Source organism: Flavobacterium sp. NLM (assembly GCF_002210235.1).
Classification (GTDB): Bacteria; Bacteroidota; Bacteroidia; order Flavobacteriales; family Flavobacteriaceae; genus Flavobacterium; species Flavobacterium panici.
In genome coordinates this window covers 205,642-219,114 of record NZ_LIAC01000004.1, presented here as the reverse complement: position 1 = coordinate 219,114, position 13,473 = coordinate 205,642, and the positions used below count along the sequence as shown (strand labels likewise).

Sequence of the window (13,473 nt, the reverse complement as noted above, 5' to 3'; positions counted from 1 at the left end):
TAGCATACGAGCCTTCGACTTCGCTCAGGGTGACATTTTTTTTCAAAATTAAAATCAACAAAAAACCCGACAGATTTAAAAATCTGTCGGGTTTACTTTTATCATAAAATTGAGATTATTTTGTAATCGTCAACTCGTCAATAATATTTTTAGCTCCAGCATATTTGTCAATAATCCAAAGTACATAACGAATATCAACGTTAATAGTTCTTTGTAATTTAGGATCAAAAATTACGTCTCCGGCCATCGCCTCGATGTTTCCATCAAAAGCAATTCCAATTAATTCTCCTTTTCCGTTTAAAACTGGTGAACCTGAATTTCCTCCAGTAATATCATTATCAGTTAAAAAGTTTACTGGCATGTAACCCGCTTTATCTGCATATTGACCAAAATCTTTTGCTTTGTTTAATTCTAACAAACGTTTTGGTAAATCAAATTCCTGATCTCCTGCTTTATACTTTTTCACCATGCTTTCCATAGTAGTATAATTATTGATTGCAGCATCGTTGCGAGGATCTGCAGGTAAAGCACGAACTTTTCCGTAAGTTAATCTCAAAGTAGAGTTTGCATCAGGATATTTAATTGCGTTTAATTTTGATTCTCTTAAACCTTCAACAAGTTCACGGTAAGCCGTTGCAAAACCATCATCAGCTTTTGCCTGATCATCTGTTTTAGCACGGTATTTAGTCAATAAATCATTTGAGATAATATACAAAGGATCGTGTACAATTGCCAAAGGTTTTGGATCAGCCATAAATGCTAATACTTTTTCTTTAGTTGTAAAATAACTAATTTCAGTTGCTTTTGCCACATCAGCAGTAAAGTCACCATTATTAGTCGTTTTCATTTTAGCAATTTCCGGAGCAAGTCCGTATTCAGCAGCTTTGGAAGCATATAAATTCAATTGTGCTGTCAATACATCTTTTTCAAGCGGAGCATAAAAATTGCCATAGATATTGTCAATCATTGTATTGATCTTTGGTAACATCTCTGCTCTTTTTGCTTCATTTTCTTTATAGTAAGCTATTAACTCATTTCCTAAATTTGCAGGACCTGTCGCATAAGCAGAAGTACGTAAAAGCTGTGTCAAGTAATTATCGTGACGTGCTTTTAAGTTTGTTTCTCTGTAATAATCGTTAATAGTAGGAATTACATTTTCGTACTTATCTTTATTAGCCGGTTTGCTTGCCCACTCATAAAACTTATCTTCCTGCTCTGATTTAGTATCTACCGTTCCTGCTTTTGTTAAAGCATCGATCATACCCTGACGGTTTTTCCAGTAGTTTGCTGTCGAAGCATATTTAGATGCATATTTCAAACGAACCGTTGCATCTGTATCCATATACTTTTTCATTACGTCCATTCCGGTTTTTGCACCTTCAACCCATGCAGGATAAGCATATTTTATATTTTGCTCAATTCCGCCTGCCGGCATCCAGCGATTTGTTCTTCCAGGGTAACCTAGAATCATGGCAAAATCATTTTCTTTTACACCTTTGATACTTACAGGTAAATAATGTTTTGGCTGTAAAGGCACATTATCTTTTGAGTAAGCTGCAGGATTTCCGTCTTTATCAGCATATACTCTAAACATAGAGAAATCTCCAGTTTGACGAGGCCACTCCCAGTTGTCAGTGTCTCCTCCAAATTTACCAACACTTTCCGGAGGTGTTCCTACTAAACGAACATCTGTGTAATCCTGGTAAACAAAATAGTAATATTCATTTCCTTGAAAGAAAGGACGAACAGAAACTGTATATTTCCCGTTTTCACTATTTTCTTTTTCAATTAAACTAATCTCTTGCTGAATGATTTTGTTTCTTTCAGTTTCGGTCATAGTATCATTTACTTTTGATAAAATTCTTTTAGAAACATCGTCCATACGAACAAAGAAACGAACGTATAAAGATTTTGGTTTCATTTCGGCACTTTTTTCTTTTGCCCAAAAACCATCTTTCAAATAGTTTTGTTCTGCAGTAGAAAGTTCTGCAATCGCATTATATCCGCAATGGTGGTTTGTTAAAACCAATCCGCTTTTAGAAACGATTTCAGCAGTACATCCACCATTAAACTGCACAATTGCATCTTTTAAACTATGATGGTTAATACTGTAAATTTCTTCGGCTGTTAATTGCAAGCCCATTTTTTCCATATCTCTATGGTTCAATCTTTCGATAAACATCAAGAACCACATTCCCTCATCAGCTCTTACAGGAAAAGCCATAAGGCACATGGTCAAGAATAAAACTATTTTTTTCATGTTATTTTGTTTAAGTACTGCGAATATAACTCATTTTCGCAAAAAAAATAAACATTCGATCTAAAAACAAAACATTATAAATAAATATGAAGATGATTTTGCGAAATTCATAATTTGATGAAAAAGAAAAATTATTAGAATATAAAAAGATAATAGTTAATTAAACCTATAAAATTCTAGATTTAATGAAATCATGATTTTAAATCTTAATAAAAATTGTAAAAATTAACTTTCAATTAAAAATATTTAATTCAATCCATTTCTTACAAATAATTATTCCTTTAATTTGCCTTTCTAATTAAAAAAATAAAAATGAAAAAATTATTAGTAGCAGTTGTACTATTAGTGACAACAATGATGAGTGCGCAAAAAGGATCAATTTTGCTTGGTGGAAATGTTGGATTTGGTTCCGAAAAAATTGGGGATGATAAATATGAAAACTTTGAATTTTCTCCAAAAGTAGGATACCAATTTACAGACAAATGGACTTTAGGAGTTGAAGGTTCAATCCTGAACTACAAAGAATCTGGATCTAAAAGAGAAGAAGCATACAGAGTTGGTGCTTTTACTCGTTACTCAGTGCCTCTTTCTGATTTATTTTCTTTCTACACTGATTTAGGAGTGGGATATCAGGAAAGAAGTATTGATAAAACTAAAGGTGTATATGCTAGTTTAACACCAGCCTTATTTATTAATATGAAAAATGGATTTGGTTTAAATTTCAATATTGGAGGTATTGGTTACGACAATCTTAGCGGAAAAGGAATTGCCAGAGAACAACGTTTTGGTTTTAATTTTGGGCAAAGTGTCAACTTTGGAATCTCTAAAAACTTTGGACTATAATTACATTAGGATTTAAGTTAGAAAGTAAAATCCTTTATACTTTTTGTTTTTTCGCGCAAAAAGTAAAAAACCCGACAATGGAAATTGTCGGGTTTTATATTTTATAATAAAACGAATTTTACTCGTTAAGCATTTTCCAAAGTTTATCCTTCAAATCTGTCAAACCTTGCTGTGCAACAGATGAAATAAACATATAAGGAATATCTTTAAACGAAACGTCTAATTCTGTTTTCAATTCTGCTTTAAGTTCATCATCCAGCATATCACATTTTGAGATCACTAAAAGACGTTCTTTGTCCAGCATTTCCGGATTATACTTGGTTAATTCGTTTACCAAAATATCATATTCTGCTTTAATATCCGGCGTATCAACTGGAACTAAAAACAGCAAAGTCGAGTTACGCTCAATATGGCGAAGGAAATAATGTCCTAAACCTTTTCCTTCTGCGGCACCTTCAATAATACCCGGAATATCAGCAATTACAAAAGATTGATAATCTCTGTAAGCAACAATTCCTAAGTTTGGTTTTAAAGTTGTAAAAGGATAATCGGCAATTTTTGGTTTTGCTGAAGTTAACACAGACAATAAAGTAGATTTTCCTGCATTAGGAAAACCAACTAATCCAACATCTGCCAAAACTTTAAGTTCCAGAATAACGTCCATTTCTAAACCTGGTAAACCTGGCTGCGCATAACGAGGTGTTTGGTTTGTCGAACTTCTAAAATGCCAGTTTCCTAAACCTCCTTTTCCTCCTTTTGCAAGAATTCTTTTTTCACCGTCTTCTGTAATTTCAAAAAGCACTTCTCCGGTTTCCTTGTCTTTTACAACAGTTCCCAGAGGTACTTCAATAAATTTATCATCTCCATCTGCTCCCGTGCTTCGGTCTCCTCCACCGTCTCCACCGTGTCCGGCTTTAATATGACGCGCAAACTTTAAATGAAATAATGTCCAAAGTCCTTTATTTCCCACTAAATACACATGTCCGCCTCGACCGCCATCACCACCATCCGGGCCGCCTTTTTCAATAAATTTCTCTCTATGTAAATGCGTAGATCCTTTTCCTCCTTTTCCGGACGAAACATATATCTTAACGTAATCTACAAAATTTCCTTCTGTCATTTTTCTGAATTTCAGATTTTAGATTTTAGATTTTAGATTGCTCTAAATTCTATGTCTAAACTCTATTTTATTTACTTTTCAGTCTCAGTCTAGATTTTCAGCACAAACTGTGACTGAATACTGCGACTGAATACTATTTTCTTTTTATTCTTTAAGCGCTTTTACAAGCACTTTATCAATCTTTACGCCGTCCATATCGACAACTTCTAAGATGAATTTTTGCCAAATTAGTTTTTCACCTTCTTTTGGAATATGTGAAAGTTCGGTCATAATCATTCCACTTACTGTATTTACTTCGTAATCATTTGTTAGTTCGTCTAATTCGAAATACGTTAAGAAATCGTGTAATGAATAATGTCCGTCAACCAGCCACGATCCATCTTCTCTTTCTATAAGCTGGAATTCATCTTTATAAAATTCAGATGCATCGCCAACTAAAGCTTCCAGAATATCATTCAAAGTAATTAAACCTTGAAAAACGCCATATTCATCAGAAACCAAAGCGTAATGAACACCTGTTTTTTTGAAATTTTCTAATGCTTTATAAGCCGTTGTCTGCTCCATTAAATAAGGCGCATCAGAAATTATAGCAGCAAAATCAAAATTATCATTCTCGATATTGGCAAATATGTTTTTCAACGTTACAACCCCAACAATGTCATCGTAGTTTTCATTGTAAACCGGATACACGGTATGCAAATCCTGAACAACTAATTCTTTTATTTTAGTCTTATCAGCATTTAGCGGCAGCATATCAACTGATTTTCGGTGCGTCATTAACGAACTTACTTTTCGGTCTCCAATGTGGAAAACACGCTCCACAATATCTTGTTCAATTTCCTGAACTTCTCCTACTTCTGTTCCTTCTTTAATGATGGCTTTAATTTCTTCCTCCGTTACTTTTCCGTCAGCAGTTGGTTTTATCTGCAAAACATTCAATAAAAAATCTGTTGAAGAAGTTAGTAACCAAATGAACGGTGCCGTGATAATTGAAATTACTTTCATTGGCATCGCCACCATTTTGGCAATTGATTCCGGATAGTTTAATCCGATACGTTTTGGAAGTAATTCTCCTAAAACCAAAGAGAAGAACGTCAAAACTACAACCACAATCCCCACCGCAACCGAATGTGCATATGGTTTTAAAACTTCAAAACCACTCACAAATGTTTCTACATCTAATGTGATTTTATCACCAGAATAAATACCTGTCAAAATTCCAATTAAGGTAATTCCGATTTGTACCGTTGATAAAAATTTGTTTGGAGAATTCGCCAGATCAAGCGCTGTTTTGGCACTTTTGTTCCCTTTTTTTGCTGCTGTTTCCAGTCTATTTTTTCGTGCCGAAATCAATGCAATTTCAGACATTGAGAAAACTCCGTTTAATAGTATTAGAAAAAATATTATTAGTATTTCCAATGTTTAGTAGATTCGTTATTTGTTTGGTTCGTTGTTTGGTATAAATTCTTATTGTTCTTTTTTAGCCCAGATGGAAGTGAAGAGCCCGGAGCTAAAAAAACTAATTTTTCCTGCCAGAAAACAGCGACCAGCGGAAGCTCGTTTTATGGTTTGGAAAAATAGTTTTTTTAGCGTCCCGATAGCTATCGGGACTTCACGTACAGCTGGATTAGCTTCTACAAATTATCTATAACTGACGTTAAGCGCTCTGTAATTTCTTCGATAGTTCCAATTCCGTTTACGGCGTGAAACTTATTCTGCTCTTTATAATACCCAATTAATGGAGCTGTTTTTTCGTTGTATTCCTGATATCTTACACGAATTTTTTCTTCGTCCTGATCATCTGGTCTTCCGCTTGTTTTCCCTCTTTCAAGTAAACGCGCTACTAAAATTTCGTCATCAGCCTCTAATGCAATTGTTGCTGTTACACTTGAACCAATTGTTGGTAAAAATTTATCTAATGCCTCGGCCTGATCTAAAGTTCTTGGATATCCGTCGAACAAAAATCCTGCGCTTTCCGGGTGTTTATTTACTTCGTCAATTAACATTGCAGTTGTTACTTCGCACGGAACTAGTTCTCCGTTGTCCATAAAAACTCTTGCTTTTTTACCTAGTTCAGTATCATTTTTTAAATTAAAACGGAAAATATCTCCTGTAGAAAGGTGTGTTAAATTGTATTTTTCTTTTAAAAATTCTGCCTGAGTTCCTTTTCCTGCTCCAGGCTTTCCAAATAAAACAATGTTAATCATAGTACGTTTGAGTTGTGTGACTTCTTATTTTTTGAAGAAGTTTAAAATGAATATATAGTTGTGTTTTGTTTAATATTATTCTGCTAATTTATATACCTCAGTCAGATTTCTGCCTAAACCGTCATAGTCTAAACCGTAGCCAACGATAAATCTATTCGGGATTCTGATTCCGATATAATCTATCTTAATATCTTTTTTATAAGCTTCTGGTTTAAAGAACAAAGTAGCCACTTTAAAGTGTTTTACATTTTGTGCTTTAAATAAATGTTTTAATTCTTCAAGCGTATTTCCTGTATCGATAATATCTTCGATAATAACAACGCTTCTTCCAGACAAATCCTGATTGATTCCAATCAATTCTTTAACTGAATTTGTTGTTTCAGTTCCTTCATAAGAAGCCATTTTGATAAATGAAACCTCGCAGGGACTTTTATATTTTTTTAGAAAATCGGCAACCACCATAAAGGCACCATTCAAAACTCCAATAAAAATTGGAGTATCATCTCCAAAATCATCTTCTACTTGTGCAACTAATTTGGTTAAAGCAAAATCAATTTCCTTAGCCGAAATAAACGGAACAAATTGTTTATCGTGAAGTTGTATCATTATTTTTAAATTTAAAATAATGGACAAAGATACAGAATTACAACCAATCTGCCCACATGAAAATAGAATCGAAAGGTGACTTTTTTACGAATGTTAAATATCAGTTAATAATTACAAAATCGTTCTTGCAGCTACTTTTTAATTTACTAAATTGTTGTTGAATAATCATTTAACTCCAAATACCAATGAAGAATTACTTACCACTATTTTCTATATCCTTATTAATTTTAATGACTTCCTGCAACGGACAAGTTAAAAAAGAAGAAAAAGAAGCGCTTGCGAAACAACCCGGAAATGTTGTAAAAACTGCTGTTGGCGACATTACACTTCCGCCGCCATATGCCACTGAATCTAAAACGAATAACAGCAAAGTTATTGGATGGCCAAACGGTGTTACGCCAAAAGCTCCTGAAGGATTTACGGTTACGAAATTTGCAGACGGTTTTGAAAACCCTCGCTGGACTTACATTGCGCCAAACAGTGATATTTTTGTTGTTGAAAGCGGAACACGCGCCAGTAAAAATCAAATCACGGTTTTGCGTGATAAAGACAAAGATGGAAAATTTGAAACTCGTGAAATTTTCATTAAAGATTTAAATAAACCTTTTGGAATGTTGGTTTTAAAGGACTTTTTCTACATTGCAAATACCGACGGATTATATCGTTATCAATATAAAAATAATCCTTTAAAATTAGAAACAAAAGGCGAAAAAATTCTTGAACTTCCTGCGGGAGGTTACAACAATCACTGGACCCGAAATTTATTAGGCAGTCCTGACGGAAGCAAAATTTATGTTTCTGTAGGTTCAGGAAGTAATAATGCCGAACATGGCGTTGACAAAGAAGTGCGCCGTGCCGGAATTCTAGAAATTAATCCTGATGGAACCGGCGAAAAAATTTACGCTTCGGGTCTTAGAAATCCTGTTGGAATGGATTGGAATCCTGTTAATAAAGAGCTTTGGACAGCTGTAAATGAACGTGATGATTTGGGCGATGATTTAGTTCCTGATTATATTACGAGTGTAAAAAAAGATGGTTTTTATGGATGGCCTTATTCTTATTTTGGAAGTATTCCTGATCCGAGAATGAAAGGCGAAAGAAAAGATTTGGTCGGAAAAGCAATTGTTCCAGATGTTGCCGTTGGTGCGCATACAGCATCGTTAGGATTGGCTTTTTATACTAAAGATGCATTCCCGGCAAAATATAAAAATGGCGCTTTTGTTGGGCAGCATGGTTCATGGAACCGCTCTAAAATTTCAGGTTATAAAGTGCTGTTTGTTCCTTTTAAAGATGGAAAACCATCGGGAAAACCGGAAGATTTTTTAACTGGTTTTGTTTCAGATGAAAATAAAGCTGAAGTTTACGGACGTCCGGTTGCAGTTACGGTTATGAACGACGGATCGCTTTTAGTAAATGATGACAGTGGAAATACGATTTGGAAGGTTACAGCTAAATAAAATTCCAATTCTGTACAGATAATTTAAACATATAGAAACATAGATTTTATATTTTATTAAAAGCGAAACACCTTTTTTGCCTCCATGAATCCTATGTTTCTATGTGTTTTAAAAACTACGTCTTAATTCAAATCATTTATGATCTTAAAAAAACATTGTCTTTTTCTTTTTGTGATTTTTGTTTTCCAAAACATTGAAGCGCAGAAAAAAGAAGGCAAAAAAATTGATTCCTTAAAAACCGAAAAGCTGAAAGAAGTTGTAATCAGTCCACTTCATATTGATAACAATTTATTAAACACTCCGGCTTCAATTGGTGTTCTCTCTAAAAAAGATTTACTGCAAAATAATACCACAGATATTACAACTGTAATCAATACCATTCCGGGTGTTTTTATGCAGTCTTCTAATTTTACCACAACCCGAATTTCGATTCGCGGTATTGGTGCGCGAACTACTTACGGAACCAACAAAATCAGGGCTTTTTATGGCAGTATTCCGCTGACTTCCGGAAACAGCGAAACCGTAATTGACGATATTGACCTCGAAAACCTCAACCAAATTGAAATTATAAAAGGTCCGCTTTCGAGTGTTTACGGTGCTGGTTTAGGCGGTGCGATTTTAATTTCACCTCAGCTTTCTAAAAACGGAAAACAAAGTGCCGGAATAAGTTCTGTTTTTGGTTCTTTTGGATTATTGAAAAACAGTGTGAATTTTGGTTTAGATGAAAAAAACGGAAGTCTAAACATTAGTTATCACAATTTAAAAACCGATGGCTGGCGTGAAAACAGTGCATACAAACGCGAAGGAATTACGCTTGCAGGAGAATTATTTCGAAAGAAAAACAGCAAACTGACTTACTTTTCAAATTATACTTATTTAAAAGCTTTTATACCGAGTTCGATAAATAAAAACGCTTTTGAAAATAATCCGGAATCTGGTGCACCAACCTGGGTTGCTTCAAAAGGTTATAAAGAATACAAATCGACTTTGGGCGGATTGGCTTATGATTTTTCAATTAATGAAAATCTAAAAAACTCAACTTCAGTTTTTATCAATTATAAAGACAGCAATGAACCAAGACCTTTTGATGTTTTACGTCAATATACTTTTGCAACGGGCGCAAGAACGCAATTCTCTGGAAACTTTAAAATTGGAAAAATAGAAAATAACTTCATTACCGGAATTGAATATTTTACGGATACTTATAAAGGTAATACTTTCGAAAATCTGTATCAGCAAAATAATGGTTTAGGAAGTTTACAAGGCGATCAACTTACAGAAACCCGACAAAAAAGACATTTCTATAATATCTTTTCTCAATTGCGAACTTTACTTTCAGATCAATTTGAAGTTCAGGCAGGTTTAAATTATAATAAAACTAAATTCAGTCTTGACAATTATACTGAAAACTCAAATCAGGAATATAGTTATGACGGTATTTTTTCACCGCAATTGTCTTTATTATTTAAACCAGATTCTCAAAAGACGGTTTATTTTTCGGTCAGCCGAGGATTTTCATTGCCAGCAACAGAAGAAACGCTTACAAGCGAAGGCACAATTAATACAAATATAAAACCTGAAAACGGTTATAATTTTGAAGTGGGCGGAAAGTTCTATTTCTTCAATAAAAAACTTTATACTGAAATTGCAGTTTACCGAATGGAAATTAAAGATTTATTGGTCGCCAAAAGAGTTGACGATGATCAATACGTAGGTTTAAATGCCGGAAAAACATTTCATGAAGGAATCGAAATTACTTTAAATCACAATTGGCCAATCAATCGATTCTTTTCCCTGAATTCTTATTTAGCCGGATCTTTAGGAAATTATGAGTTCAAAGAATTCGTTGATAACGGAAATGATTATTCCGGAAATAAATTAACGGGAGTTGCAGCAAACAAAGTCAACGCCGGAATTATTTTAAACACCAATCTTGGAATTTATTTCAATGCCGATTACCAATTCGTAGATGAAATCCCGATGAATGATGCCAATACTGCTTTTTCTGATTCTTATAATCTTATCAATTTAAAAACAGGTTATCGATTTGAGATCCTGCAAGGCTTAACCTCACATTTTGCTGTTGGAGTAAATAATGTTACAAATACAAAATATGCTTCTCTGATACTGCCAAATGCCGTTGCCGTTGGAAACGCGGCGCCGCGCTATTATTATCCTGGTCTTCCTATAAATTATTACGGAACTATCTCATTAAATTATTTATTTTAGATGCTTGAAATCACCCCCAAACCTAAAAAAATGCTTTCTGTATTACATGAAAAACTGGATTATGTAAGTGCCTATCGGGAAAACCGGTTAAAGTGTGCGCAAGACATTCTCGAAAATCCATCTTTATTTGAAGAATTAGTTTCGATTTGCTTTTCGCCCGAAAATAAAAACAATCATAAAGCCTGCTGGATCCTGGAATTTGTATCGTATGAAGAATTAATCTGGCTTCAGCCTCACGTTGATTTTTTCTGTTCTAATTTGAAAGTTCTGAAAGATGAAAGTTCGCTCAGACCAATTGCAAAAGTGGTACAGCTTTTAGTAAAATCTCATTTTAAAAAAGACGAAAACAGTATTTCATTATCCGAAGAAAATCTTCAGGATTGTATTGAAGCGAGTTTCGATTGGCTTATAAATGATGTAAAAGTAGCTACAAAAGCCTATTCTATAAGAACTTTATACGTTCTGGGAAATTATTACAACTGGATTCATCCTGAACTTCAGGTTATTTTAAACAAAGATTACGGAGATCATTCTGCCGCTTACAAAGCCGTTGCACGCGAAGTTTTAAAGAAAATCGAATAGTTTTTTTCTGCCACAGATTAAAAGGATTAGAAGGATTTTTTGTTTGCCACGAATTACACTAATTTTCACGAATTATTTTTTTTAGATTCAATCTAAAAATTAGTGGTAATTCTTGTAATTCGTGGTAAACAAAAACCCGCACAGAGATAAATCATTTTAATCCTTTTAATCTGTGGCAAAAACTTTAAAATACAATTCGTGGAAATTAGTGTAATTCGTGGCAAAACTTTAAAAACATAATTCGTGAATTCGTGGCTAAAAACTAGAAAACCACTAAATTTTGGCTAAAAAAAGATTAAAAGGTATCTTTGCAAAAACACAACACAAAATGAATTATTTTTCTTCTGATTTTAAATTAGGAATATTAGGCGGCGGACAATTGGGTAAAATGCTTTTGTTCGACACCAGAAAATTTGACATACAAACTTATGTTTTAGATCCGAGTGACGAAGCGCCGAGTAAAATTGCCTGCAATAAATTCTTCCAAGGCGATTTAATGGATTATGAAACGGTTTACAATTTTGGAAAACAAGTCGATGTTCTAACTTTTGAAATCGAATTGGTAAACCTTGAAGCTTTAACACAATTAGAAAACGAAGGTGTAAAAGTATATCCGTCTCCAAAAACTTTAAAAGGAATTCAGAATAAAGGAACTCAAAAAGATTTTTATACCGAAAGCAATATCCCAACTGCATCCTATTTACGTTTTGAAAGTCCGGCACATTTGCAAAAATCAGTTGGAAATAATGAAATCACAATTCCGTTTGTTTGGAAATGCACCGAATTTGGTTACGACGGAAATGGCGTAAAAGTGATTCGTCAGATTTCAGACATGGACGATTTACCAAATGTAGAATGTATTGCAGAAACAATGGTTCCGTTCAAAAATGAATTGGCGGTAATTGTGGTAAGAAATCCATCAGGAGAAATAAAAACGTATCCAGTTGTAGAAATGGAATTTCATCCAGAAGCAAACCAAGTTGAATACGTAATCTGCCCGGCAAGAATCGACGAAAAAGTAGCCGAAAAAGCCAGAGCAATTGCTTTAAATGTTTCAGAGAAATTCAATCACGTTGGACTTTTGGCTGTTGAAATGTTCCAAACCAATGAAGATGAAATTTTAGTGAATGAAGTCGCACCGCGTCCGCACAATTCTGGACATTATTCAATCGAAGCAAGTTATACTTCGCAATTCGAAAATCATTTACGTGCTATTTTAGATCTTCCATTAGGAAACACAGACAGTAAAGTTGCCGGAATTATGGTAAATTTAGTTGGTGCCGAAGGTCATTCTGGAGACGTTGTTTATGAAAACATCGAAACCATTTTAGGATGGGATGGCGTTACACCACATATTTACGGAAAAAAACAAACACGTCCGTTTAGAAAAATGGGTCACGTTACAATCGTAAACGAAAACATGCAGGAAGCAAGACGAATTGCACAGGAAGTTAAGAACACGATTAAAGTGATTAGTGGTCAGTAATTTTTTAGTATTCAGTCACAGTTTACAACTTAGAATAAAAATAAAAGTTTTCAGTCTCAACAAAACTTGAAACTTTAAACCTGAAACAAAAACAAACAAAAAACAAATGAGCAAAGTAGCCATTATAATGGGAAGCATCTCAGACATGCCAGTTATGCAGGATGCAATCGACATATTAAAACAATTTAATGTAGAAGTTGAAGTAGATATCGTTTCGGCACACAGAACGCCGGAGAAATTATTTGATTTCAGTAAAAATGCACATACTCGCGGAATCTCGGTAATTATTGCCGGTGCGGGTGGTGCGGCGCATTTACCTGGAATGGTGGCTTCAATGTCTCCGCTTCCTGTAATTGGAGTTCCGGTAAAATCAAGTAATTCTATCGATGGCTGGGATTCTGTTTTATCAATTCTGCAAATGCCGGGCGGTGTTCCAGTTGCAACTGTGGCTTTAAACGGTGCAAAAAACGCCGGAATTTTAGCAGCACAAATCATCGGAAGCCACGATAAAAAAGTTTTGGATACTATTATTTCTTATAAAGAAGAATTAAAAGCGGCGGTTAATAAAGCTGCTGAAGGTTTAAAGAAATAAGTTTTCCCGATTCCTGCAAGGTTTTCAAAACCTTGTAGGTCTGATTATCACAATCAAAATTAAATACTTCAAAAATACCTACAAGGTTTTG

The 13,473-nt window shown here is 34.3% G+C and carries 11 protein-coding genes; 6 read left to right on the top strand and 5 right to left on the bottom strand.

Features of this window, described 5'->3' with window-relative positions:
* Positions 1–115: 115 nt before the first annotated feature.
* Entirely contained in the window at positions 116–2,260 is a 2,145-nt protein-coding gene (locus APR43_RS06365) for a S46 family peptidase (RefSeq protein WP_053470812.1), read from the bottom strand.
* 312 nt (positions 2,261–2,572) lie between these two features.
* Between APR43_RS06365 and APR43_RS06360 the strand changes: the two genes are divergently transcribed.
* Complete coding sequence (locus APR43_RS06360) at positions 2,573–3,103, top strand: outer membrane beta-barrel protein (protein WP_053470811.1); 531 nt, start codon at positions 2,573–2,575, stop codon at positions 3,101–3,103.
* Positions 3,104–3,221: 118 nt separating this feature from the next.
* On the opposite strand, the gene obgE is transcribed toward APR43_RS06360, so the two are convergent.
* The 4 genes from obgE to hpt form a co-directional block, all read right to left on the bottom strand.
* Entirely contained in the window at positions 3,222–4,223 is a 1,002-nt protein-coding gene (gene obgE, locus APR43_RS06355; RefSeq protein ID WP_053470810.1) for a GTPase ObgE, read from the bottom strand.
* 144 nt (positions 4,224–4,367) lie between these two features.
* Complete coding sequence (locus APR43_RS06350) at positions 4,368–5,642, bottom strand: hemolysin family protein (protein WP_082356381.1); 1,275 nt, start codon at positions 5,640–5,642, stop codon at positions 4,368–4,370.
* A 215-nt stretch (positions 5,643–5,857) separates the two neighbouring features.
* Positions 5,858–6,430 carry an adenylate kinase gene (locus APR43_RS06345; protein WP_053470808.1) on the bottom strand — a complete coding sequence of 191 codons (573 nt, stop codon included), beginning with the start codon at positions 6,428–6,430 and terminating at the stop codon, positions 5,858–5,860.
* Positions 6,431–6,505: 75 nt separating this feature from the next.
* Entirely contained in the window at positions 6,506–7,036 is a 531-nt protein-coding gene (gene hpt / locus APR43_RS06340; RefSeq protein ID WP_053470807.1) for a hypoxanthine phosphoribosyltransferase, read from the bottom strand.
* 185 nt (positions 7,037–7,221) lie between these two features.
* On the opposite strand from hpt, the gene APR43_RS06335 reads away from it, so the two are divergent.
* The 5 genes from APR43_RS06335 to purE all read left to right on the top strand — a co-directional run bounded on the left by APR43_RS06335 (position 7,222) and on the right by purE (position 13,382).
* Positions 7,222–8,493, top strand: coding sequence for a PQQ-dependent sugar dehydrogenase (locus APR43_RS06335; RefSeq protein WP_053470806.1), 1,272 nt, complete (start codon positions 7,222–7,224; stop codon positions 8,491–8,493).
* A gap of 138 nt (positions 8,494–8,631) precedes the next feature.
* Complete coding sequence (locus APR43_RS06330) at positions 8,632–10,722, top strand: TonB-dependent receptor family protein (protein ID WP_053470805.1); 2,091 nt, start codon at positions 8,632–8,634, stop codon at positions 10,720–10,722.
* Between the two features lie 30 nt (positions 10,723–10,752).
* Entirely contained in the window at positions 10,753–11,304 is a 552-nt protein-coding gene (locus APR43_RS06325) for a hypothetical protein (protein WP_088636396.1), read from the top strand.
* A gap of 328 nt (positions 11,305–11,632) precedes the next feature.
* A complete protein-coding gene (locus tag APR43_RS06320; protein WP_053470803.1) occupies positions 11,633–12,790 on the top strand; it encodes a 5-(carboxyamino)imidazole ribonucleotide synthase in 1,158 nt (385 codons plus the stop codon).
* 106 nt (positions 12,791–12,896) lie between these two features.
* Positions 12,897–13,382: a 5-(carboxyamino)imidazole ribonucleotide mutase gene (gene purE, locus APR43_RS06315; protein WP_012022518.1), complete on the top strand. Its 486-nt coding sequence runs from the start codon at positions 12,897–12,899 to the stop codon at positions 13,380–13,382.
* The last annotated feature ends 91 nt before the right edge of the window (positions 13,383–13,473 follow it).